Annotated in this window: 22 protein-coding genes and 2 tRNA genes; 14 read left to right on the top strand and 10 right to left on the bottom strand. The window is 66.7% G+C overall.

Features of this window, described 5'->3' with window-relative positions; genetic code table 11:
* Positions 1 to 18: 18 nt before the first annotated feature.
* The 4 genes from FOB47_RS02410 to FOB47_RS02395 all read right to left on the bottom strand — a co-directional run bounded on the left by FOB47_RS02410 (position 19) and on the right by FOB47_RS02395 (position 3,078).
* Complete coding sequence (locus FOB47_RS02410; protein ID WP_244959257.1) at positions 19 to 696, bottom strand: LuxR C-terminal-related transcriptional regulator; 678 nt, start codon at positions 694 to 696, stop codon at positions 19 to 21.
* Between the two features lie 124 nt (positions 697 to 820).
* On the bottom strand, positions 821 to 1,186 hold the full coding sequence (locus FOB47_RS02405; RefSeq protein WP_053824335.1) for a glyoxalase superfamily protein: 366 nt from the start codon (positions 1,184 to 1,186) through the stop codon (positions 821 to 823).
* A 102-nt stretch (positions 1,187 to 1,288) separates the two neighbouring features.
* Positions 1,289 to 2,077 (bottom strand): alpha/beta hydrolase, encoded by a 789-nt coding sequence (locus FOB47_RS02400; protein ID WP_174780828.1) that lies wholly within the window; start codon positions 2,075 to 2,077, stop codon positions 1,289 to 1,291.
* 119 nt (positions 2,078 to 2,196) lie between these two features.
* Positions 2,197 to 3,078, bottom strand: coding sequence for a LysR substrate-binding domain-containing protein (locus FOB47_RS02395; RefSeq protein ID WP_174779835.1), 882 nt, complete (start codon positions 3,076 to 3,078; stop codon positions 2,197 to 2,199).
* A gap of 131 nt (positions 3,079 to 3,209) precedes the next feature.
* Here FOB47_RS02395 and FOB47_RS02390 point away from each other — a divergent pair, with 131 nt between their 5' ends.
* The 4 genes from FOB47_RS02390 (at position 3,210) to FOB47_RS02375 (ending at position 8,344) form a co-directional block, all read left to right on the top strand.
* Complete coding sequence (locus tag FOB47_RS02390; RefSeq protein WP_244959256.1) at positions 3,210 to 3,893, top strand: flavodoxin family protein; 684 nt, start codon at positions 3,210 to 3,212, stop codon at positions 3,891 to 3,893.
* A 343-nt stretch (positions 3,894 to 4,236) separates the two neighbouring features.
* Positions 4,237 to 4,887 carry a response regulator transcription factor gene (locus FOB47_RS02385; protein WP_174780826.1) on the top strand — a complete coding sequence of 217 codons (651 nt, stop codon included), beginning with the start codon at positions 4,237 to 4,239 and terminating at the stop codon, positions 4,885 to 4,887.
* A gap of 71 nt (positions 4,888 to 4,958) precedes the next feature.
* Positions 4,959 to 6,701: an ATP-binding response regulator gene (locus FOB47_RS02380; protein ID WP_390884827.1), complete on the top strand. Its 1,743-nt coding sequence runs from the start codon at positions 4,959 to 4,961 to the stop codon at positions 6,699 to 6,701.
* 140 nt (positions 6,702 to 6,841) lie between these two features.
* Positions 6,842 to 8,344 (top strand): aldehyde dehydrogenase family protein, encoded by a 1,503-nt coding sequence (locus tag FOB47_RS02375; RefSeq protein WP_174779833.1) that lies wholly within the window; start codon positions 6,842 to 6,844, stop codon positions 8,342 to 8,344.
* A gap of 49 nt (positions 8,345 to 8,393) precedes the next feature.
* Here the strand turns inward: FOB47_RS02375 and FOB47_RS02370 are convergent, their stop codons facing one another.
* The 3 genes from FOB47_RS02370 to FOB47_RS02360 form a co-directional block, all read right to left on the bottom strand.
* Positions 8,394 to 8,990: a CDP-alcohol phosphatidyltransferase family protein gene (locus FOB47_RS02370; protein ID WP_174780825.1), complete on the bottom strand. Its 597-nt coding sequence runs from the start codon at positions 8,988 to 8,990 to the stop codon at positions 8,394 to 8,396.
* A gap of 166 nt (positions 8,991 to 9,156) precedes the next feature.
* Entirely contained in the window at positions 9,157 to 9,624 is a 468-nt protein-coding gene (locus FOB47_RS02365; RefSeq protein WP_053824338.1) for a DUF2127 domain-containing protein, read from the bottom strand.
* Between the two features lie 38 nt (positions 9,625 to 9,662).
* Positions 9,663 to 10,058, bottom strand: coding sequence for an NINE protein (locus FOB47_RS02360; protein ID WP_198752617.1), 396 nt, complete (start codon positions 10,056 to 10,058; stop codon positions 9,663 to 9,665).
* Positions 10,059 to 10,213: 155 nt separating this feature from the next.
* Here FOB47_RS02360 and FOB47_RS02355 point away from each other — a divergent pair.
* The 6 genes from FOB47_RS02355 (at position 10,214) to FOB47_RS02330 (ending at position 15,986) form a co-directional block, all read left to right on the top strand.
* Positions 10,214 to 10,289 (top strand) — tRNA-Glu (locus FOB47_RS02355).
* Between the two features lie 37 nt (positions 10,290 to 10,326).
* A tRNA-Asp gene (locus FOB47_RS02350) sits at positions 10,327 to 10,403 on the top strand.
* Between the two features lie 161 nt (positions 10,404 to 10,564).
* Positions 10,565 to 11,059 carry a GFA family protein gene (locus tag FOB47_RS02345; protein ID WP_053824340.1) on the top strand — a complete coding sequence of 165 codons (495 nt, stop codon included), beginning with the start codon at positions 10,565 to 10,567 and terminating at the stop codon, positions 11,057 to 11,059.
* Between the two features lie 255 nt (positions 11,060 to 11,314).
* The gene (locus FOB47_RS02340) at positions 11,315 to 12,433 is read left to right on the top strand and encodes a glycosyltransferase family 4 protein (RefSeq protein WP_174779832.1); all 1,119 of its coding nucleotides are present in this window, start codon (positions 11,315 to 11,317) and stop codon (positions 12,431 to 12,433) included.
* A 19-nt stretch (positions 12,434 to 12,452) separates the two neighbouring features.
* On the top strand, positions 12,453 to 14,669 hold the full coding sequence (locus FOB47_RS02335; RefSeq protein ID WP_174779831.1) for an amylo-alpha-1,6-glucosidase: 2,217 nt from the start codon (positions 12,453 to 12,455) through the stop codon (positions 14,667 to 14,669).
* Between the two features lie 144 nt (positions 14,670 to 14,813).
* Positions 14,814 to 15,986 carry a hypothetical protein gene (locus FOB47_RS02330; RefSeq protein ID WP_174779830.1) on the top strand — a complete coding sequence of 391 codons (1,173 nt, stop codon included), beginning with the start codon at positions 14,814 to 14,816 and terminating at the stop codon, positions 15,984 to 15,986.
* Here FOB47_RS02330 and FOB47_RS02325 read toward each other — a convergent pair.
* Positions 15,980 to 16,462: a hypothetical protein gene (locus FOB47_RS02325; RefSeq protein WP_174779829.1), complete on the bottom strand. Its 483-nt coding sequence runs from the start codon at positions 16,460 to 16,462 to the stop codon at positions 15,980 to 15,982. The genes FOB47_RS02330 and FOB47_RS02325 overlap by 7 nt on opposite strands.
* Here FOB47_RS02325 and FOB47_RS02320 point away from each other — a divergent pair.
* The 3 genes from FOB47_RS02320 (at position 16,461) to FOB47_RS02310 (ending at position 18,125) form a co-directional block, all read left to right on the top strand.
* Positions 16,461 to 16,865 (top strand): OsmC family protein, encoded by a 405-nt coding sequence (locus FOB47_RS02320; protein WP_174779828.1) that lies wholly within the window; start codon positions 16,461 to 16,463, stop codon positions 16,863 to 16,865. The two genes, FOB47_RS02325 and FOB47_RS02320, sit on opposite strands and share 2 nt — an antisense overlap.
* Positions 16,866 to 16,935: 70 nt before the next feature.
* Positions 16,936 to 17,457 carry a M23 family metallopeptidase gene (locus FOB47_RS02315; protein WP_053824342.1) on the top strand — a complete coding sequence of 174 codons (522 nt, stop codon included), beginning with the start codon at positions 16,936 to 16,938 and terminating at the stop codon, positions 17,455 to 17,457.
* A 74-nt stretch (positions 17,458 to 17,531) separates the two neighbouring features.
* Entirely contained in the window at positions 17,532 to 18,125 is a 594-nt protein-coding gene (locus FOB47_RS02310; RefSeq protein ID WP_174780824.1) for an AAA family ATPase, read from the top strand.
* A gap of 12 nt (positions 18,126 to 18,137) precedes the next feature.
* Here FOB47_RS02310 and FOB47_RS02305 read toward each other — a convergent pair whose 3' ends face one another.
* The gene (locus tag FOB47_RS02305; protein WP_174779827.1) at positions 18,138 to 21,134 is read right to left on the bottom strand and encodes an ATP-binding protein; all 2,997 of its coding nucleotides are present in this window, start codon (positions 21,132 to 21,134) and stop codon (positions 18,138 to 18,140) included.
* Positions 21,135 to 21,253: 119 nt separating this feature from the next.
* The gene (locus tag FOB47_RS02300) at positions 21,254 to 22,303 is read right to left on the bottom strand and encodes an AraC family transcriptional regulator (RefSeq protein ID WP_174779826.1); all 1,050 of its coding nucleotides are present in this window, start codon (positions 22,301 to 22,303) and stop codon (positions 21,254 to 21,256) included.
* Between the two features lie 232 nt (positions 22,304 to 22,535).
* Between FOB47_RS02300 and FOB47_RS02295 the strand changes: the two genes are divergently transcribed.
* Positions 22,536 to 23,384: a beta/alpha barrel domain-containing protein gene (locus FOB47_RS02295; protein ID WP_174779825.1), complete on the top strand. Its 849-nt coding sequence runs from the start codon at positions 22,536 to 22,538 to the stop codon at positions 23,382 to 23,384.
* The last annotated feature ends 19 nt before the right edge of the window (positions 23,385 to 23,403 follow it).

Here is a 23,403-nt window from a genome sequence, read left to right as displayed (position 1 = left end):
ATTGCGACGACGGCTCGCTCACGGTTCCAGCCGTCGTCCGTGCAGCAGCGTGATGGCTTCGACGCGATTGCTGACACCGAGCTTGCCGAGAATCGCCGTCACGTGTTCCTTGGTGGTCTGCTCGGAAATCGCCAGTTCCTTGGCGATCTGCTTGTTGGGCAGCCCGCGCAGCATCAATGCAAGTACCTGACCCTGGCGGTCGGTCAGGCCGAGGTCGCGGGCACTCAGCGGCAGTTCGCGCCGCAATGCCGGAGTCAGTTCCGCGGGCGGCACCGCGGGAAACCAGGTACCGCCCTGCCGCAGCGTCGCGACGGCCTGGGCGAACGTCTCCGGCGGCTCGCTCTTGCGCAGGAAACCATGCGCGCCGGCCTCCATGGCCTTGACCTGCACGCGCGCGTCCTCATCGCCGCTCATCACGAGCAGGCGGCACGATGGCAGCTTCGCGGCGGCCTCTCGCAGCAGCGCCAGGGCGGTGCCGCCGGGCAGCCAGAAATCGACCACCAGCAGACTGGGAGGACCGTCGTCATCGATCCGTTGAAAGCACTCCTGCGCATTCGCGGCATAGTGCGCCACCGCGTAGTCGCAATGCGTTGTCAGATATCCCGCAATACCGCGCGCCACCAGCGGATGGTCGTCGACGACGATGGCATACGACTGGCGCGCCGGGGCCATGCCCGACGCAATTCGACTCTTCACCAAGCTTTGGCTCCTGACCCCTGCCGAAATAAAGCTTATTTTTTGCGCCAGTGTAATTGATTTCGCACAACGGAATTTGCGCGGCGCCTCGCAACCCCTACTACGGTAGGTGTTCGAAATATAATTAATCGTCAATGAGCTGACAGAAACGAAGCGAATTACCGAAGGGGTCGACCACCTGCATTTCCTTTCCCCAGTCCATCGTTTCAACACCGGGCCGGGCATATCGGTACGGTTTTGCGGCCAGCTCCCGCTGCAGCGCGTCGATGTCGTCGACCCGCAGGAAAACGGCCGTCCCGGGCGTACCGTCGCCATGATGCTCGCTCAGATGCAGCAGCAATTCCGAGCGCGATATCTGCATGTACAGCGGCAGGCTTTCCTCGAAGCGATGCTCCCAGTCGACCGAAAATCCGAGGAAATCGAGATAGAACTCCTTGGCCTTGTCGACCGAGAAGATACGGAGAATTGGAATGGCGGGCGACAGTTTCATCGGATTGGTTCAATCAATGCAATGGCGCAAGGATAACCAATACTTTGCCAGATCCGTAAGTTCCAACATTAATGCAATTGGCTTCGATGCCGGTGAACCGGCTCAGCGGGCGGCGCCCTTTGGCCCCGATTCCAGCAGGAATTCAACGGCCCGCCGCCACCACTCGCCATCGACGCGGCCGAACCAGTCGTTATGGTCCGCGCCCGGCACGATGCGCAATTCGCGGCGCGTACCGAGCGCGTCGTGCAGTGCGCGGCCGAAGCGCGCCGGCACGATCCGATCGTGCTCGGCGACCACCACAAGCACCGGGCGATCGAATGCGGCCAGATTGGCGACGCTGTCGTAGCGGTCGCGCAAGAGCCAGGAGGTCGGCAGCCAGGCGTAGTGATGCGCGGCGAGATGGGCAAGCCGGTCCCACGGCGTGATCAGCATCAGACCGGCGATCCTGTCGCGTTGCTGCGCCGCGGCCGCGGCAGCCACGCCGGCGCCAAGCGATTCGCCGATCAACAGCAGCGGCGCGCCGAAGCGGGCGTGCGCCAGTTCGATGGTGCGCTGTGCGTCGGCGACGAAGCTGGTCTCGCCTACCCGGCCATCGCGGGGACCATAGCCCGGATATTCAGCGAGGATCACACGCACGCCCTGCTCCACCAGCGCGTCCGCATAGATCTTGCGATGGCCGGCATGACCGGCGTTGCCATGAAACACGATGGCCGTAGCGCGGGCCGCACGAGCGGGTTCAGCGAGCAGCCCCAGAAAGTCGTCCTCTCCCGGCCAGGCGCGCAATTCGCCGGACACCAGCGCAGCCAGCGGCGCCTTGCTCGGGAAGTACAGGAAGTGATCCTGCAATGCGGCCAACGATGCGGTCGGGGCCATGCCGGCGATGCATGCCATGCCGAGCGCCACGCTCGCGAGGCGGGCGGCAAGGGCACCATTGTGTCGGGCTGCGATCGGCATGCTTTCCTCCCCACGGCCGCTGGCGGACCGCCGCGATCTGAATGATATGACGCTATTCAGCCCCATTCGCGCGCCAGCCACGCGAGAAATGCGCGCACCGGCGGATGGCGCTCGCGCCCCGGCACGCACAGCGCGGTATAGGCGGCGCCCGCCAGCGTGATATCGGGCCGATACGGCACCAGCATTCCGTTGCGCACGCTGTCGGACACCATGATCGAACTGGCGAGCACCAGCCCCTGTCCCGCGACGGCGGCCTGCAGCGCATAGCTTTCCTCCTCGTAGGCCCGCATCGTCGCGCCATCCTGCAGCCAGCCCACCCCGGCGGCATCGCACCACGCCTGCCAGCCATCGTCGTACAGCGTGGAATCGGTCCAACGCACGGTAATCAGTTCAGGGGCTCCTGCGCCGACCGCTGCGATCCGTGCCGGCGAGCCATACACGCCGAAGGTTTCGCCCAGGCGGCACGCGTTCAGCAGCGAGGGCCACGCGCTGGTGCCATAGCGGATGGCCACGTCGATACGCGCGTCCTGATGCAGATCGACCGGCGCGCCGTCGCTGTCGATCCGTACATGCACATCGGGATGAGCCTGATAGAAGCGTCCGAGCCGCGGCACCAGCCACAGCGCCGCGAACGACATGGTGGTGGTCACCGTCAGCGACCCGGCCGCAGGCTGCGGCAGCAGCTCGTCGATCGCTTGTGCCACATCGAGCAGCGCGCCATGCATTCGATGGAACAGCCGCTCGCCTTCGACCGTCAGCGCGACGCCGCGCGGCAAGCGCGTAAACAGCGCCACCCCCAGGCAGGACTCCAGTCCGCGCACTTGATGCGATACCGCGGCCGGCGTCACCGACAGCTCGGCTGCCGCAGCCTTGAAGCTCAGATGCCGCGCCGCGGACTCGAATACCCGCAGGGCGGCGATCGGCAAGGAAGCGAACATGCAATGCGCTCCGAAAAATGCGCACAAAACGCTGGGATGAATCCAATTGATCCGACGCGAGAATTGCTCGTTTGTCGCGCCGCAGCCGCCATCCTACAGTCGCCGTGTCGCTACCCCACATTGCAATGAACATGATGACCGACACGACTGTCTCGCAAACCCATTCTTCCCGTCCGGTCTTGATCCTGGTCGGCAGCCCCCGGCGCGACGGCAATTCCGCGCTGATGGCGCGGGCCGTGCAGCGCGGCGCCGAGCGCGCCGGCCATTCGGTCAAGCTGCGCTTTCTCGACGACCATATCGGCGGGCTGCTACGCGACTGCCGCCAATGCCGCCGTCCCGATGGCAGCTGCGGCATCGACGACGGCTATCGCGAACTGTTGCTGCAGGACTTCCTGCCCGCGGCCGGCGTGGTGTTCTGCTCGCCGATCTATTGGTATGGCCTGTCGGCGCAGACCAAGGCCTTCTTCGACCGGATGTTCTGCTACTACGCCGCCTCGCATCCGGATTCCGCCAATGTGGTGCCCAGGCTCGCCCGCAAGCGATTGGGGCTCGTGTTGGCCTCCGAGGAGAGCTATGCCGGCGCGGCGCTCGGCATCGTCCATCAATTGCAGGAGTATGCCCGCTATACCGATTCGCAACTGGCGGGCGTGGTGCGCGGCACCGGCAATCGCCGCGGCGAGGTGGTGCGCGATCCGACCGATGCGATGGCGCAGGCCGAGCGCCTCGGCGCCGAGCTGTTTGCGCGGCCCTACAGCGACTATCGCTTCGATACGCCGCGCGATACGCGGGTATGGCCGCTGGACCAGGCGGCATGATGTCTGCTGCATGGCCGCGCGGTCATGGCGATCATGGCGGTCAATGATTGCCATGCACGGCGGCCATATCGATCGACCAGGCCAAGTCAAAAAAATACCCGCAGCCGGGAGGTGCGGGTATTCCAAAGTGGTATGAGCGAGTCGCGGTTTCGCTCACGGCGCATCCTCGCACCATGCGCCCATCCCGCCAATAATCCTTCCGGACTAGGCGGCGCCCGATCGGCGGGCATGGACAAGCGGGCGGGAATCGATTCCAATCCAGCACTGACGAGGGCCGGCAGCCGCGATCGGCGTGCATCGGCCCTGTCGTGCGATGCCGATGACCGGCCCATCTCCGACCGCCATGCCCGATGCCCGCCTGCTGCTGATCGACGACCATACGCTGTTCCGAACCGGGCTGCGGCTGCTGCTGGCCGACAGCCAGAGCGTATCCGCGATCGCCGAGGCCGGCACGGTGATGGAGGCGGTGCAGCACCATGCCGGTGCCGCGATCGACATCATCCTGCTCGATATCCAGCTGCCCGGCCTGAACGGCATCGAGGGGGTGCGCGTGCTGCGCCGGCATTTCCCCGCGGCGCGCATCCTGATCGTCTCCGGCACGTCCGGCCGCGATGCGATTCCCGCCGAGGTGCTCAAGGACGTGGCCGGATTCCTGCCGAAATCGGCGGAGGCCAGGCAGATCGAGCAGGCGATCGCCCGCTGCCTGCAGGGCGGCAGCTACTTCTTCTGCGCGGCCGATGACGCCGTCGTGCCGGGCCAGTTCGCGACCGGCGCGGCACGCTACCTGCCGAGCCAACTGACACCGCGCCAGCTCGAGGTGCTGGGGCAGCTGGCGCTGGGCCGGTCCAACAAGATCATTGCGCACCATCTCGGCCTGTCCGAGAACACGGTGCGCGTGCATGTCGCCGCCATTCTCGATCACCTTGGCGTGGTCAGCCGTGTCGAGGCCATCATCGAGGCGCAGCGGCGCGGCCTGATACAGGCCGTGCGGTGAAGCCCGCCCGCGCCCGCCGTCGCCTTCCCCTGCTGCCGCGCTTCGACGAGGGCCGGCTGCTGGCGGCGCAGATGGACCTGCTGGACCAGAGCTTCAGCGTCGCCATGGTCGGCTGCGCGCTGGCATCCTGGTTCCTGACGGCGGGGCTGGTGCTGTCCGGCGATCGTCCGCTGGCGTGGCCATGGATGGCCGCGATGACGCTGGCCTGCGCCTACGGCGTGCTCGGCCGCCATCGGATGCCGGCCCGCACCACCGAGGCCGGCGCGCCGTACTACGCGCGCTGGATGACGGTGCTGCTGACCTGCATCGGCTCGCTGTGGGGCTTGATCGCCCTGCTCTATCTGGATGTGCGCCAGCCGCCCATCGTCATTTCGGTGCTGTGTCTGATCGCCGGCATGAGCGCCGCGGCACTCGCGGTGTTCTCGGCCTGCCTGCCGGTCGCCGTCGGCTTCTTCGTGCCGGCGATCCTGCCGGTATGGATCAGCTTTCTGGCCACCGGCGACCCCGACTATCTGCCGATGTTCCTGGCGACACCGCTCTATCTGATCGTGCTGATCATCTTTGCGCGCAACTACGCCCGCGTGGCGCGGCATTCGATTGCGCTGCGCTTCGAAAATATCGAACTGATCGGGCAACTGCGGGAACAAACCACGCGCGCCGAATCGGCCCAGCGCGAGGCCGAACAGGCCAGCCGCGCGAAATCGGTGTTTCTTGCCTCGGCCAGCCACGATCTGCGCCAGCCGCTGCATGCGCTGGGTCTGTTCCTGGTCTCGCTGAGCCGAACCGCGCTCGACGACAAGCAGCGCCAGCTGCTGACGCATATCGAATCGGCCTCGGATGCCGCGCGCGCAATGCTGAACACCTTGCTGGACTTCTCCAAGCTCGAAGCGGGCGTCGTGCAGGCCCGCCCGATGGCGTTCCGGCTGCAACCGCTGCTCTACCGGCTCGAGAATGAATTCGCGCCGCTGGCGGAGGCGCGCGGCCTGGTCTACCGCACGCGCGAGACGACCTGCGCGGTCTTTGCCGATCCGGCGCTGGTCGAACTGGTGCTGCGCAATCTGATCGCCAATGCGATCCGCTATACCGAACGCGGCGGCGTGCTGGTGGGCTGCCGCCGGCGCGGCGAACACGCGGTGCTGGAAGTGTGGGACACGGGGATCGGCATCCCGCCGTCGCAGCACGCGGCGATCTTTCAGGAGTTCCATCAGCTCGGCAATCCCGAGCGCGATCAGCGCAAGGGCCTGGGGCTGGGACTGTCGATCGCCAGCGGGCTCGCAAGGACGATGTCGACCGAAGTCACGCTGGCCTCGACGCCGCGGCGCGGCTCGGTGTTCCGCATGGCGCTGCCCTGGGTCTGGCTGCCGCCGGCCGGCCTGGACACGCTGGTACATCGGCGGCCGAGCGATACCCCGGCCCGGTTGAAGCCGCTGCCCGCCGTGCGCGCGCTGGTCATCGACGACGATCCGCATATCCGGCTGGCGATGACCGAATTGCTGTCGGGCTGGCAATGCGAATCCCGGGCAGCGGAGTCCGAACGCGATGCGCTGGCCTGCCTGCCGGCGTTCCGGCCCAATCTGATCGTCGCGGACTATCGGCTGCGCGGAAACCGGGACGGCCTGCAGGCCATGGCCGCGCTGCGCAGGCAACTGGGAGAAGCGGTACCGGCGATCATCATTACCGGCGATACCGCGGCTGACCGGCTGCGCAGCGTGCATGCGAGCGGCACGGTGCTGCTGCACAAGCCCGTGGTGGCCGCGGAATTCCATGCGGCGATCGTGGCGCTGGCCGCACCGGAAAACGCAGCGCCGGGTTAGGCGCGACCGGGCTACAACGCGGCCGTTGCAGCTTGATAAGTTTTTTTGATAAATCAATCCGGTCTATTAATTGGACTTTGGCTCCGCGCTTGCGGACACTGAATCGACACTGCATCGGGTCGATCCCGTGAGGAGCCATCATGCCGTCGCCTTTGCCCCCAACGAGTCCGCTGCCCTCCCCGAATTCACCGATCTGGCCCAATTCGTCTTCGATACCGCGCCACGACCTGGTGATCGGCGCCGAGCGCGTCGCGCCCGTTTCCGGCGCCTATTCGACCGATATCGATCCCGCCACCGAGACACCGATCGCCACGGTTGCCCAAGGCGGCCCGGCCGAAGTCGAGCTGGCGGTGCAGACCGCGCGCCGCGCGCTGAAAGGCTGGAGCCGGATGCGCGCCGCCGAGCGCGGCCGCATGCTGCACCGCTTCGCCGATCTGCTCGAGGCCCATCAGGACGAGCTGGTCGCGCTGGAAAGCCTCGACGCGGGCAAGCCGCTGGCTGCGGTGCGGCGGCAGGATATGCCGGCGGTGATCGACACCGTGCGCTACTACGCCGGCTGGGCGGACAAGATCCACGGCGACGTGATACCGGCCCGCCCCGATGCGCTGACCTATACGGTGCGCGAGCCGGTCGGCGTGGTGGCCGCGATCGTGCCGTGGAATTTCCCGCTGATGATCGGCATGTGGAAGATCGCGCCGGCGCTGGCTTGCGGCTGCACCGTGATCGTCAAACCCGCGGAAATCACGCCGCTGTCGGCACTGCGCATCGGTGAACTGGCGCTCGAAGCGGGCCTGCCGCCCGGCGTGCTCAATATCGTCACCGGCAAGGGCAGCGTGGTAGGCGATGCGCTGGTCGGACATCCCGGCGTCGACAAGGTGACGTTCACCGGCTCGCCCGGCGTGGGCCGCGGCATCATGCAGGGGGCGGCCGGCAACTTCAAGCGCGTCACGCTCGAACTGGGCGGCAAATCGGCCAACCTCATCTTTGCCGACGCGGATCTCGACGCGGCGGTACGCGCCGCGGCGTCAGGCATTTTCTTCAACGCCGGCCAGGTCTGCTCGGCGGGCTCGCGCATTCTCGCGCACCGCGCCGTCTACGACGAGGTGGTCGAGCGGCTCGCCGAACGAGCCCGCGCGATCCGCGTCGGCGACCCGGCCTTGCCCGATACGACGATGGGTCCGTTGGTGTCGGCCGCGCAATTGAAGACGGTGCTCGACTATATCGAGATCGGCAAGCAGGAAGGCGCGTCGGCGGTGGCCGGCGGCATGCGTGTCGGAGAGCGCGGCTATTTCGTCGCGCCCACGGTGTTCGCCAACGTTGCGCACGAGATGCGCATTTCGCAGGAGGAGATCTTTGGCCCGGTGGCCAGCGTGATTCCCTTCGACGACGAAGCCGATGCGATCCGCATCGCCAACGGTACCGCGTTCAGCCTGGCGGCGGGCGTCTGGAGCGCCGACATCGGCCGCGTGCACCGCGTCGCCGGCGAGTTGAAGGCGGGCACCGTATGGATCAATACCTATGGCTATACCGATGTCCGGCTGCCCTGGGGCGGGGCCGGCGACTCGGGCCTGGGCCGCGAGCATGGCGACGCGGCGCTGCAGAACTTCACCGAGCCGAAGACCGTATGGCTGTCGCTGCGATAGCGACTGCGATAAAGGCTGCAATAAGGGCCTGCGATAGACGATCGCCGCCTTAGAACTTCGGAATCCGCAGCGTCTTGCTGATCATCAGCGAGCCCGACAGCACGAACAGCAGCGCGAGCGGATGCAGCACCGCGGGGCCCAGCGTCCAGGCGCCGCCGAGCAGCGCGTCGCCAATGCGCCCCTGCCAGGCGCACAGTGCGAGCACGCCGGTCAGCACCACGCTGGTCGGGATCGGCGTGCCCTCGAAATAGGCGACCTTGCCGCTGGCCCCGGACAGCGATTCGGCCGTGACATTGAAGCGCGCGAGCCGGCTGACGCCGCAGCAGACGAAATAGATCAGCGCAATCAGGTCCCAGCCACCGCGCATGCCGGCGGCAAAGGCCAGCGCCGCGGGGCCGACGCCGAACGAGATGATGTCGGCCAGCGAATCGAGCTCGCGGCCCAGCGCCGAATGCGCATGGCGCCAGCGCGCGACACGGCCGTCGATCACGTCGAAGAAGAAGGCCGCGGGCGCGAAGGCCGCCGCGATCAGGAAATGCCGCAGCGACTGGCTGTCGATGTAGAACATCGCGAAGAACACCGACGCCATGCCGCAGCCCGCATTGGCCAGCGTGAAGACGTCGGCCAGCGCCAGCTCGCGGATCATCGAGAAATGCCGCGGCCGTGCCGATGGATCGGCCGATGGCCGGGTCGGATCGTTCGATTCAGGCATATCGGGCTCCTCGCGTGGTCGGCCTTCGGCGGTCCCTGTCGACGACCCTGGCCGTCTCCGTTGCAGCCGTTGCAGGGATCATGCCGGGATCAGCCGCCCGTCATCGCGGTGTGCCGCGACGGCGAGCCAGGCTCGCGGCCAGATAGGCAACGATCGCCATGTTGGCGACGGCCACGCCGATGTGTATCCAAGTCGGATGCCGCGCCGCTTCGTAAAGTTCCACCGGAATATAGATCGCGCCGGACCAGACCCCCAGCCATTGCGCCCAGGCGCGCTCGTGCCAAAGCCCGTAGGCCTCGGCGAAGCGCATCGCCGCATAGACCGCGGCCGACGCGCCGATGGCCCACAGGCGCGGATCGTCCGGATGCGCGGCCAGCGACAGGAAGATCGTCGGATAGCGGCTGCCCGGATTCAGGTGCAGCCGCGCGACGATCGCCTCGGCCAGTGCCTGCGCGTCGCGATGCAGCAGCGCCGCCAGGCCGATGCCGGCCAGCACCACCAGCGCGCCCTTGGCCGCCTCCAGCAGCGCGATGCCTTTCAGGCCGAGCGTGCCTTGCCTGCCTGCCATCGGTCAGCGCTCCGTGCGCAATCGAAACGGTCCACCGCTCAGGAGAACACGCGATTCTTGTCGGACACCTGATCGTTGAGCGTCCAGAAGTCGTACAGCACCCCAATCAGGAAAAAGCCGCCGGTCACCAGATACAGCAGGCCGGTCAGCCATTTGCCCATATACATCCGATGCACGCCGAAGATGCCGAGGAAGGTCAGCAGAATCCAGGCGATATTGAAATCGACGCGGCCCGAGGTGAAACGGCGGTCGGCATCCCTGTCCATGCCGGGAATCAGGAACAGGTCGATCAGCCAGCCGATGCCGAGCAGACCCAGCGTCAGGAACCAGATCGTGCCTGTCACCGGTTTGCCATAGTAGAAGCGATGCGAGCCCGTGAACCCGAAGATCCAGAGCAGGTATCCGATCAGCTTGCTGTGCGTGTCCTGAATCATGTCCATCCTCATGTTGTCGTGCCGGAATGATGCCATAGGCATCTGCCGTGTCCGCCGATTCGCCAATTGCATCGAAGACGCTTCACATCCGAAAAAAACAGCGTTATACTTGCGCCCCTCGCTACGCAAAACACAGCGCCAGCGAAACGGTTCCAGTCCCCTTCGTCTAGAGGCCTAGGACATCACCCTTTCACGGTGAGTACAGGGGTTCGAATCCCCTAGGGGACGCCAGCTTGACCGGATGCCAATGGCCTCCGGATGCCGACAAGGAGTGGTAGTTCAGTCGGTTAGAATACCGGCCTGTCACGCCGGGGGTCGCGGGTTCGAGTCCCGTCCACTCCGCCAGCAACAAGCAGAAAGCCCGCCGATCGCAAGATCGGCGGGCTTTTTGTTTTGCGCAGTGGCTTCCCTGCAGCCCGTCAAGCGGATTGGCATTGGTTTGGTATTGCGCCGATCCGCTTTCACAATAAGAACCTCGATCCACCACTCTGGAAGATGAGGTCGCCATGCATCTGGAAGGCTCCTGTCATTGCGGCGCGGTGCATTTCAGCGTCGAGTCGTCTTCGTATTACCCGTTCATGCATTGCCATTGCTCGATCTGCCGCAAGACGGCGGGGTCGGGCGGTTATGCGATCAATCTGGGCGCCGACGCCGACACGCTGCGCGTACGGGGCCGCAAGCATCTGGGCATCTATCACGCCGTGATGCGTGAGCCAGGCAAGCGCGCGACTCGCTCGCCGGCATCGCGCCATTTCTGCCTGAAGTGCGGCAGCCCGCTGTGGCTGTGGGATCCGCGCTGGCCGGAGCTGGTCCATCCGCATGCGTCGGCGATCGATACCCCGCTGCCGCGGCCGCCCGAGGTCGTCGAGGCGGCGCTGGACTATGCGGCGCCCTGGGTCGACGTGCCGCGCGGCAAGGGCCATGTCCATTGCGGCCAATGGCCCGAGGAATCGCTGGCGCAATGGCATGCCCGCCATGGTCTCGGCGACGGCCAGCGTTGAACCCTGAACACCCTCCGGCAAGGGCCGTCATGCGGCCCGCTCTTCACACCGTTTCGGCATCGCATATAACTGATTCAGAAGGGCGGCGCCGCTGCGCGCCGCCAAAAAATTTGGGGGGACGGGCTCTTGAAGGTCACACAGCCGCCCCTATTTTGGCGTCGGCCCGTCTTCTCTGGAACGGCACCCGCGCCGCGTCGGCCATCGCGGCCACGCGGCTTCCGGACAGTCAACTTCGCTTGAAGAGGAGGTTTGCTGATGAAGATTGCCCAGATCGCCCCGCTTGCCGAGCGTTGCCCGCCCAAGCTCTACGGCGGCACCGAGCGCATCGTGTCCTATCTGACCGAAGAGCTGGTCCGCCAGGGTCACGACGTGACCCTGTTCGCCAGCGGCGACTCCAGGACCGCCGCGAAGCTGGTACGCGGCTCCGACATCGCGCTACGGCTCGATCCCCGGGTGAAAGACCCGATTCCCTATCACATCATGATGCTGGACGAGGTCCGTCGGCGTGCCGATGACTTCGACGTGCTGCACTTCCACATCGATCTGCTGCATTTCCCGCTGATCCGCGATATTGCCGAGCGCACCGTCACGACGCTGCATGGCCGGCTCGACCTGCCCGATCTGGTTCCCTTCTATCGTGCATTTCCCGAATTCCCGCTGGTGTCGATCTCCGACGACCAGCGCCGGCCGATGCCGCCCGTCAACTGGGTCGGCACGGTGCACCATGGCCTGCCGCGCGACCTGTTGCCGTTCAGTGCCGAGCCCAAGGGCGGCTATCTGGCCTTCCTCGGCCGCATCTCGCCCGAAAAGCGGCCCGACCGGGCGATCGAAATCGCCGCGCGCACCGGCATGCCGCTGAAGATCGCCGCCAAGATCGACAAGGCCGACCAGGCCTATTGGGACGAGGTCATCGCGCCGATGATCGCCGCGCATCCGAAGGTCAAGTTCATCGGCGAAATCAACGAGCACCAGAAGGCCGAATTCCTCGGCAATGCGCGCGCGCTGCTGTTTCCGATCGATTGGCCGGAGCCGTTCGGCCTGGTGATGATCGAGGCGATGGCCTGCGGCACACCGGTGATCGCCTATCGCTGCGGCTCGGTGCCCGAAGTCATCGACGAAGGCGTGACCGGCTTCATCGTCGACGACATCGAGCAGGCGGCGGAAGCGGTCGGACGCATCGACGATCTGGACCGAGGCCGGATCCGCGCCACCTTCGAGCGCCGCTTCACCGTGGAACAAATGGCGCAGCGGTATGTCGAGATCTATCGCAGCCTGGCCGACCTGAACGCCGGTGCGCTGCTGCGCCGTGCCATGGGTGCAACGGTGGGCGGCGCGATCGGCAGCGATCGCGTCGGTCTGCGCGCCCTCGCCTGAACCGCAAAGGATCGCGACGATGCCAACCGCCAGCACTGTTGCCGCTACCCACGCGCCGGCGCCCAGCGGGCCCGGCGGTACCCAGCTCGCCCAGTTCTTCATCCCGGCCGCCGCGTCTCTGCAGGAACGAAGGCCGCGCACGCTCAAGCATGGCGATACCTTCGCCGTGTTCGACCACAATGGCGATGCGCTGTCCGGTCCCGGCAGTCCCGAGGGCGTGTTCCATCGGGATTGCCGCCACCTGTCGCACCTGTTCCTGTCAATCGATGGCGCGCGGCCGATGCTGCTGTCGTCGACGCTGCGCGACGACAACGCGACGCTGACCTGCGACCTGACCAATCCCGATCTGTTCGATGGCGATGGCCAGTTGACGGTCGAACACGACGTGCTGCATCTGCGCCGCTCGCGCTTCCTGTGGAATGCGACGTGCTACGAGCGGCTGCTGATCCGCAACTTCGACGATAAGCCTCGCCGCATCCAGCTCGAACTGGCGTTTGCCGCGGACTTCGCCGACCTGTTCGAAGTCCGCGGCTCGAAGCGCGAACGCCGCGGCGAACACCACCCGCCCCGCATCACGAACAATTGGGTCATTCTCGGCTATACCGGATTGGACCAGCAGAGCCGGCACACCGCGCTGCTGTTCGATCCGGCGCCGACCCGGCTGACCGGCAATTGCGCCAGGTTCACGATGGAGCTGCAGCCGAAGGAAGCACGGCTGCTGTTTGTCGAGATCCGCTGCGGCATCGGCGAGATTCCGCAGCAGACGCGCTGCACGTTCTTCAGCGCGCTGCGCGATGCCCGGCGGGCCCTGCGCAACTCGGCCTCGCGCGCGGCGTCGATCGTCACGTCGAACGAGATCTTCAACGAGGCGGTCCGGCGCAGCGTGTCCGACCTGTACATGCTGATCACCGATACGCCGCAAGGTCCCTATCCCTACGCGGGCATTCCGTGGTTCAGCACCGTGTTCGGCCGCGACGCGCTGATCACCGCGCTCGAGACGCTATGGCTGGACCCGAATATCGCGCGCGGCGTGCTCGGCTATCTGGCGGCCAACCAGGCCACCGACAACGATGCCGCCGCCGATGCCGAGCCCGGCAAGATCCTGCACGAGGTGCGGCACGGGGAAATGGCCGAACTGGGCGAGGTGCCGTTCCGCCGCTACTACGGCAGCATCGACTCGACGCCGCTGTTCGTGATGCTGGCCGGCGCCTATCTGCATCGCACCGGAGACCTCGGCACGCTGCAGCGGCTGTGGCCGAACCTGGAGGCAGCCCTGCAGTGGATCGAGCGCTATGGCGACCGCGATGGCGACGGCTTCGTCGAGTACGGCAGGCGCACCACCGAAGGGCTGGTCAACCAGGGCTGGAAGGACAGTCAGGACTCGGTCTTCCATGCGGACGGCACGCTGGCCAAGGGTCCCATCGCGCTGGCCGAGGTCCAGGCTTATGTCTACGGCGCCTGGCAGGCCGGCGCCGACATCGCCGCGCAACTGGGCATGACCGAGCGTGCGACCCAATGCGCGGCGCGCGCCGAGGCGCTGCGCGCGGCGTTCGATGCGGAGTTCTTCGACGAAGCGCTTGGCACCTATGTGCTCGCGCTCGACGGCGACAAGCGCCCCTGCCGGGTGCGCACGTCGAATGCGGGTCATGCGCTGCTGACCGGCATCGCGTTTCCCGAACGCGCGCCCGCGGTGGTCCGCACGCTGATGTCGGGAACGTCGTTCTGCGGATGGGGCGTGCGTACCGTCGCGTCGAACGAGGCGCGCTACAACCCGATGAGCTATCACAACGGCTCGGTCTGGCCGCACGACAATGCGCTGATCGCCGGAGGCATGGCGCGCTACGGCTTCCATCGCGAGGCGGCACGGATCTTCGAGGGCCTGTTCGCGGCGTCCACCTATATCGACCTGCGGCGCCTGCCCGAGCTGTTCTGCGGCTTCCCGCGCCAGGGCACACAAGGCCCGACCTTCTATCCGGTCGCCTGCATCCCGCAGGCCTGGGCCGCGGCCGCACCGCTGTACATGCTGCAGGCCAGCCTGGGGCTGGGCTTCGACACCGAACGCGTGCATATCACCTTCGACGAGCCGGCTCTGCCGGCTTTCCTCGACGAGGTGGTCTTCCGCAACCTCGCGGTCGGCGGGGGCTCGGCCGACGTCGCGCTGCGGCGCTCGGGCCGGCATGTCGTCGTGGACATGCTGGAGCGGCGCGGCCCGGTGCGGGTGTTGACGACGAATTGAGGCACACACCTGAACCGAACACGGTGCGTCGTTGCCGGGCATCGATGGCAGGATGCACGGCCGCGCGCGGTGCTCCGCGGTGCTCTGATGGCGCGCAGCCGCGATAAACTGGCAGCTTGCCATGCCAGGAGATCACCGCCCGGAATGCGGCCGCTGCTATCGACCTTTCTTGCGATTCTGTTCAACGCCGCATGCATCGGCGTTCCGTTGGTCGCGCCGAGTCTTCTGCCGCTACCGCTGGCATTCTCGGTATGGGGGTTCCTTTGCCTTGGCTACTGGATTGCATGGGTTCGCCAGCGTCGCCACAGCTTCGACGCCCTGGGAGAACTGTTACAGGGCTGGGCGATCGGGCTGGGAATCGCCGCATTCGTGGCCAGCTCCAATCCGTGGTTTGGCGCGGCGCTCGGCGTCGCGGTGGCAGTATGCTGCCTGGCAGTGGAGAACCGGATACGCGCAGCGACCAGTTGGGGACGTCCCCCCAACCCGTTCGAGTCCGACCGTACGGGACCCCCTCGTGCTTGGCACGACGGACAGTATCTTCAATGCCCCACAGGAGGCGTAACGCGCTGCATCGAATGCAAGGAGGTTCGCATGGGCGGCCCCTTGAGTTACACCTATCTACTGCCGGACGGAACGCTGATCGATAACGCGGGGCGGGGGGCCGGGTTCTCGGACGACGGCCGCTATTTCGTCACCACTCTGCCCTTTTACGACGGCATCTGTCTCCACGACAGGGAAGAAGCGCGCAGCTATACATTGGCGGGGAAGCGCGCTTTGTCTTGTGTGGACTACGTCGACGGCTACTACGTATACGGACGTACTGCCGCCAATAGGCGGGTCAAAATTTCGGTTTCCGCGGTCAAAGCCATCGTCATGCCTGAGCCATTCATCCCTGTCGCCGATATCCGGGTTCGCGAAAGCATGTGGCTGGAAGGCGCGGGAAGTGAGGCGCCAAGGGACACGCCCTCGCCGGGCCAAATCACGGTCGGCAGACGACTGTGGCTACCAGCGTCGTTGGCGGACAAGGCAGAGCCGCACGACTTCATTCTTCAGCCCCTGGCCGAGCTGTGGATCGACTCCAGACCCTCCGGCCTTTTGGTCAGTTGGAAGTTCGAACCCATGCTGCACTGGTCATCCGATGGTGAGAGCTTCTGCTGCACCGGCATTCGACTGGACAACAATGCCAGCCCTGCAGCGCTTCGTTCCCGCGCCGTCCGACACCGTTGGGAACGGGGTGCCTGGCGGGTCGATGCGCCAGTAACCGTCAACGCGACGCTGGATCCCGCAGTGGGCCCGGCAGAATCCAGATGTCATTGATATTGATCGAAGCTGCGGCGCTCGGATGCCTTGCCGCCTGGATCTTGTGGCAGCGCAAACGCCATCGGCTGGCACGCGTAGAGCAAGATGCCTGGGCAGACCGTGGAAGGGAGTTCGTACGCCAGGCTGACAAGTATCTCGGCAAGGACTTCAACGACGTGGAAGCCGAGATCGCTGCCGTATTGGGGGACAAATATTCGTACTCCAGTTTCGACTTCGGGCATTGGGAAGCCTCCTGGGTCGCTGGCAATATCCGCATATGTGTCGGCGTCCATGGGACCCGATGCACGTACATATGCGAGGGCCGCCAATGGTAAGGCGATGGCAATCCGCTGGATTTCCGGCGCAGGCTTTCGGCGTTCCAGTGTACGGGTCCAGCCCGAAGTGATAGTGTAGGCAGCACTGCCATGCGCCGCCGCGGTGCGGCATTGCGCAGACCCTTCGCCGTTCGAAGTCGCCGACAGGAGCCCCTTCATGACCCCGGTTTCCCACGCCAGCGTCCGCGCCTCCGGACCGAATTACCGGCACGAGATCACCACCGGCAAGCATCAGCTGGTGTCCGACGAGCCCGCCAGGGCCGGCGGACAGGATGCCGGGCCGGCTCCGTACGACTATGTGCTGACCGGGCTGGGCGCGTGCACCGCGATCACGCTGCGGATGTATGCGGACCGCAAGGGCTGGGACCTCGGCGATCTTCGCGTGGAGCTGACGCTGCTGAAGAACCGTGACGGCGATACGCGCATCGAGCGCACGCTGCACACGTCGGCGGCCTTGAGCGACGCGCAATGGGAACGGTTGCTGGAAATCGCCGGCAAGACGCCAGTCACGCTTACACTGCAAGCCGGCGTGTCGATCGCGACCACCAGGGCAACAGCCTGAGTCCGCGCGGATCGGCAAACCCCGCGGCAGGCTGATCCCCGTGTCGATCCTGCGCAGGCGTTCGGGGTGGTTGTGGGTCGCTGTCTTCGCGGCAGCCGCCTGGTGGGCCTGGCCGCGCGTCCAGCCCGTGCTGGACCGCCTGTTCTACGGCATGCGCCTTGCCGCGATGCCAGCGCCCAAAGCGCTGCCGATACCGGTCGCCGGCGTATCGGCCAACGCCTTGCGCGATACCTGGAATGCCGCGCGCTCGGGCGGCCGCCAGCATCAGGGCATCGACATCTTCGCGCCGCGCGGACGCGAAGTCGTATCGGCGACAGAAGGCATCGTGTCCCGCGTCGGCACCAACAATCTCGGCGGCCAGGTCGTGTGGGTCATGGGACCGGGCCGGCAGATGCACTACTACGCCCACCTCGACCGCTATGGCGAGATCGCGCCCGGCGATCGCGTCATGCCGGGCACCGTGCTCGGCTATGTCGGCAATACCGGCAACGCGCGCGGTACGCCGCCGCATCTGCACTACGGCATCTATACGCCGGCCGGCGCCATCAATCCCTACCCGCTGTTGACGGCGCGCATCGCCACGTCGAAGTAGCCACGGCGCGAGTGCGCCAAACCGAAGCACCCCATACTCCCCAACTCGAGGAAGGAGCAATGTCAGCACAAGACATGGGCCTGACGGGCCGCCATGCCGCCGCCCGCGGCACCGACAATACCGCCCGGTTGATCGTCTTCACCGGCGGCCCGGGCTCGGGCAAGAGCACGCTGATCGATGCGCTCGAGCAGCAAGGCTACGCCCGCTCGGAAGAAGCGGGCCGCGGCATCATCCAGGATCAGGTCGCGATCGACGGCCCCGCGCTGCCGTGGCGCGACCGGCAGGCCTTCGCCGAGGCGATGCTCGGCTGGGAACTGAGGTCCTATCGCATGGGGCAGCGGCAAGCGGGCCCGGTATTGTTCGATCGCGGCGTGCCGGACGTCATCGGCTATCTGCGGCTGTGCGAACTGCCGGTGCCGGAGCATCTGCTGCGGGCCGCCGCCGCGTTTCGCTATCGGCAACAGGTCTTCATCGCACCGCCGTGGCCGGAAATCTATCGGCAGGACGCGGAGCGCAAGCAATCGCTGGACGAAGCCGAGCGCACCTTTGATGCCGTCGCGCAGGCGTATCGCGATTGCGGCTATACGCTGATCGAACTGCCGCGAGCCGACGTGGCCACCCGCGTCCGCTTCGTGCTCGACAGCATCGGCGCCAGCGCGATCGCCTGACCACCGGCGCCCTCACGCCAGCCGCTTCAACAGGCACGAGGCTGCCTGCAGATCCGCCGTGCCGAATCCCTCGGTGAAGGCTTCATACACCGGCGCCAGCACGTCGATCGCCGGGCCGCGCGATCCGACATCAGCCAGAAGGTCCGCCAGACTCATCGCGCAGCGCAGCGACAGGGACCGGGCGCCCTGTTCGTCGGCCATCGCCAGGCCCGCCCGCATCGATCGCTCCGCGGCCTCGGCATCGCCAAGACGGCGCAGGCGTTCGCCCTCGATCCGCAACAGCTCGGGGGAGATCCACGGTACCACCTCGGTCCGGCCGCGTTCGAAATCCGCCGTCTGGACCAGGTCCGCGTCGAGTGTGCAGAGCGTGTCCCGAAGCGATCGCGGCCAATTTGCCGGAACGTCGGCGTGGTCGACGTCGCCGCGACGACGGCCGAGCACCAGCGCATAGCCTTCGCCGAAATGGCCCCAGAACGTCAGTGCATACTCCGCCGCGCGTTTGCGCAACAGAGCGGTATAGCGCTCGGCCCGCTCGCCGTCGCCGCTCCAGAATGCCACCGGCCCGCACCCCACCGAGATGGCAAAGCACAGCGACAGCGAATGGTTGATGTTCAGCGCCCGCTCGACCGCTCCTTCCGCATGATCGAGCGCGCTATCCGGAAAACCCTGTAGCCACAGGATGCGCGCCAGCGTCATCAGCGCCGCCACGCGCTGGTCGAACTGGAAGCCACTGCGCCGCGCGCTGACATTGACGTTCAACGGTTGTGCCAGCACCCGCCGCGCGTGGAAGTTCGCCCTGGCATGCTGGCCCGTGAAATGCATGCTCAGCGTCATCATCCTGTCATGCACCACCGCATCGGCAGGATTGCCGGTCAGCGGAGCCAGCTCCCCGTACTGATTGGCCCGGCGGACGGTCAGCGGATAGTCCCCCAACGAATTGCTGACCAGCCACAGGCCCCATAACGCATGCAGCTGGTCTGGAATCGAATTGGTCCGCTGCGCAAGCTCCAGCGCACGCTCGAAGGTCGCGATGGCAGCGGGTCCTGCACCACGGCTGTTCCACAGTGCATGGCCGTGGGCCTCGCGCACCGCGATCTCGCGAGCGGGGTCGAGCGCGTCCGTACCGGGCAGCAGTTCGAGCAGTCGCTCGACCAGCGACAGGTATTCGGCCATATGGGACAGCGCGTACCACAGCGGCGCGGAGGCGCCGGCCAGCGCGGCGCCGATGTTCAGATCCCCGCGCTCGGACAGGCTCCAGTGCAGCGCGAAGCGAAAGTCGTCGAGCAGGTAGGCATGTCGCGCCAGCCATTCGCCCTGCGGCTGATGCGGCCTCGCGCGTTCGGCCGCGTCGGCGAGCTGCACCATGTGGCCGGCATGCAGGCGCGACACCCTGGCCGTTTCGCCATGGCTTTCCATCTGCGCCAGCCCATACTCGCGCGTGGTCTCCAGCAGCCAGTACTGCGCGACCTCCCCACTGACGTCCGACATCAGCAGCGACTTGCTGACCAGGTTGTACAGATGCTCGTCGACATCGCCGGCCATCGCGCAGCCGTCCATCAGGGCCCTGGCCCCTTCCGCGGTAAACCGGCCACGGAAGATCGACAGGCTTCGCAGCAGGCAGCGCTCCGGTTCGGGCAGCAGCGCATAGCTCCAGTCCAGCGCCGCCCGAAGAGTCTGGTGGCGCGGCAGCGCGGTGCGGCGTCCACGGGTCAGCAGGCCGAGCCGATCGTCGAGATGGGCAGCCACGCCACGCATGCCGAGCCGGTCCACCCCCGCGGCCGCCAGTTCAAGTGCCAGCGGTATGCCGTCGAGCGCGCGGCAAATCCGGCCAAGGGCCGGCAGATCGGCTTCGCATAGCTCGAACGAATCTAGGCTGGCCCTGACGCGCTCGACGAACAGGTCCGCCGACGCATAGCCGAGTGTCTGGTGCACGCTGAGCTTTTCCAGCATGGGAGGTACGCTGAGCGAGCCGAGCCGCTGGACCCATTCGCCGTGGATGCGCAGCGGCTCGCGGCTGGTCATCAGCAAATGGACGCCAGGCGCGCCTGTCAGCAGCGCCTCGGCCAGTTCCGCGGCGGACTCGATCACATGCTCGCAATTGTCCAGCACGATCAGGACGCGACGGTCCCGCAGATGGGTCAGCAGGACGTGCAAGGATGCCGCCCCGGGCGCGGAAATCCCGAGCGCGGCGGTAACGGTGTTGGTGACCAGCGAGGCGTCCTTGAGCGGCGCCAGATTGACGAATACCGCGTGCTGGCCAAACGAAGGGGAAAGCTGCCTTGCCGCGGCGAGTGCGACCGTGGTCTTGCCCATTCCGGCCGGTCCGGTCACCGTGACGCACCGCCGCTGCGGCAGCTCCCGCACCAGTTCGGCGACGACCTCGTCCCGGCCGATCACGCGCGCTACCTGCGCGGGCAGCGGCATCGCCATCGGCGCATGCGGGGCCGGCACGGTGCCTGTTGCCGTGGGTATCGGGCCGCCTGCACCGGCCATCCCGCCCGCTCCGCCTGCTTCGGAGGCAGTCGTTGCCGGCAAATCCGGCGCGCTTCCCGGCGTGACCTGAGCAACGAAGCAGTAGCCCTGCATCGGCACGTTGACGATGTAGCGCTGTGCCTGCCGGCCATCGCCAAGCGCCTTGCGCAGGCCGGCCAGATGGACCCTGAGCGCGCCGGATTCGACGATCACATTCGGCCAGACGCGCGCCATCAGTTCGGCGTTCGGAACGATTTCGCCAGCCCGCTCCACCAGCGTCACCAGCAGATCGAACGCGCGGCTGCCGAGCCGTACCGGCACCCCGCCCTCCAGCAATACGCGCTGACGCGGGAGCAGGCTGAAAGGGCCGAAGTTCAGCGTCGCCTCGGGCGCCATGGCTATGGCCCCTGCCGCGCCATCAGGGCAGCGCCGTTCGCTCCCGGAACAAGGAATTGAAATCGCCCGACCATTGCGTCCCCGACTCGATGACGGCTTCCGGCGCGAAGATACCGTGACGCGGGCGCGCGCCGGAATCACAGCTTTCTATTAGTCCAATCGGGTGAGGCAAAGGCATGCCCGGCGAAAGCGGGCGATTGTATGACACATTGCAGGGCGCTCGCGGCGGGCGAGCCGATTCCATGCTCGGCCTCAAGCCGTCATGCGGCCACGGTCATGGCCACGGCCGCGGTGCCGGCGACATCCTGGAATTCGCGCCGATACGCGCCGGGAGTGGTCCCGCGCCTGCTGCGAAACACGCGCAGCAGCTGGTTCTGGTCGTCATATCCGACGGCAGCGGCAATCTCGGTCACCGTCATGCGCGTGGTCCGCAACAGTTCGCACGCGGCCTCGACCCTGCGCTCGACCAGCCATTGCCGTGGCGGCTGTCCGGTGGACATCTTGAAGGCGTGGCAGAAGTGATGGTACGAAACGCCGATCTCGCCAGCCAGCACGCTCAGCGGAATATCCTCGGCGAGATCGCGCGTCATCAGCTCGCAGGCCTTCTTCAACTGATGGGGCGCCAGGCCGCCGCGCCTGGCGCGGAGCTGCCCCTCGACCAGCGTGGAATGGCGCCGCAGGACCTGCAACGCAATCAGGTGGGCGCGACTGTCCATTTCGAGCCGGGTCGGCGCTTCGTCAGGGTCCAGCGCGCGGCGCAAATACACATCGAGCATCGACACAAGCTGAGCATCGCTTCTCATCAGTTGCCCGCAGCAAAGCAAGCCGTCGCAGTCGGCCGCATCGCCGAGCCAGTCCACGGCGACGGTACGCAGAAAGGTGTCGGCCAAATGGAAATGGACGTAGCAGGTCGGGCCGGCCGTCTTCACCCGCAGCGACAGCCCCATCGGGCGGAGCAGGAAGCCGTTCGGCGGCAGCGTTTCGATGATGTGGCCGGACGGCAACACCCGCTGCACGGTGGAGGCCGACAAATGCCACTCCAGGATATGGCCGTCTACAGGCGGCGGTGCGGGCGCGGCCTCGCCATCCGCGGACGACTCCCACACCGTGACCGGCATCAGCCAGCTTGCCCCCCGCCGTGCCTGAACCCGGGCGCCCGGTGACAACGGAGCGCCGCGCCCCGGCACCCCGTTGTCCATCACATGTCGCGCGACGCCGGGCTCGAGCAGCGAGCTCGCGGCGCGAGCGGTCGGAGGCGGCGGAACGCGCCTTGCGGCAAGGCCAAACGTGGCGGCTGGCGGCGTATTCATGGGGATCTGTAGCTCAGTGGAGACAGAAATGCATTGCGGTCATTCTTGTCGGCGCCTGCGCATAACGCGAGTTAAGACTTGCTAAGAACGCTGCGGGCGCCTGATCCCTGCCCGCCCCAACTCCCGCCGGCCCGCGGCCATGCCGGGCGATTCTTAGCAACGAATAACTCGCCCCTGCCGCACCGCTGGACCAACATCAACGGTGTCCCCGCGGCAACTGCCTCACCCCACCATGACCGCCGAACCATTTCGAGTCCTGCTCCTGCCATTGACCCTGGGCGCGCTACGCCTGCGACACCGGCTCTTCATGGTCGGCGCCCCGGCGGACCCTGTCCGCTGCGCCCGCCAGGCCGACAGCCACGGAACCGCCGAAGGCCGATTGAGGGTCTGCGCGCTGGCCGACGGCGCGCTGGCCGGACAGGGTCATCCGCTGACAACGGGGATCGCCTGCGCCAGCGAGGTCAATGGCTGGCTCGAGACCACGCGTTCGATCCATGCGGCAGGCGGCATTGCCGTGGCGCGCATCGGCGCATCGGCCGGTGCGGTCGGCTTGCCGCTGAACGAGGACCAGATCGATGCGGCGCTCGACGCGTACCGTACCGCGGCGGAGCAGGCCATCGACGCGGGCTTCGATGGGGTCGAGCTTGCCGCGACGCTCGGTACGTGGCCGGATCGGATCGGCCGGACGTCGGCCGACAGCGGCTTCCTGCGCGACGCGGTCCAGGCGCTGCTGAACACATGGCCGCCGGGCCGCGTCGGGCTGACCTTGAGCCTGCCGACGACGGCGGCGGAACTGGCGCGTGCGCAAGCGGCCGTACGCGCGGTCGGCACCGAAGCCCTGGCCTATGTCCACCTTCAGGCCACAGGGTCCGGCCACGCCACCTGTTGCCAGCCGTTCGCGGCGGGCGTCCGGCTCGCGCATCGTGGCGGCCTGATCGTCAGCGGCCACTGGACCGACCGCCTTGCCGCGACGGCGATCGCCAGCGGCAGGATCGACGCCGCCGGGTGTCTCGGCGCAGCGGCAGCGCCTCCGCCCCCTGTCCAAGGGCCCGCAGGCAACAGCATTTGGGCCCGCACGTAAATCATGGCTTTGTATGATG

Source organism: Cupriavidus gilardii, from assembly GCF_013347325.1.
Taxonomy (GTDB): Bacteria; Pseudomonadota; Gammaproteobacteria; order Burkholderiales; family Burkholderiaceae; genus Cupriavidus; species Cupriavidus gilardii.
Note: the sequence above shows the minus strand (reverse complement) of the source record. Positions and strands in the feature narration are given on the sequence as shown.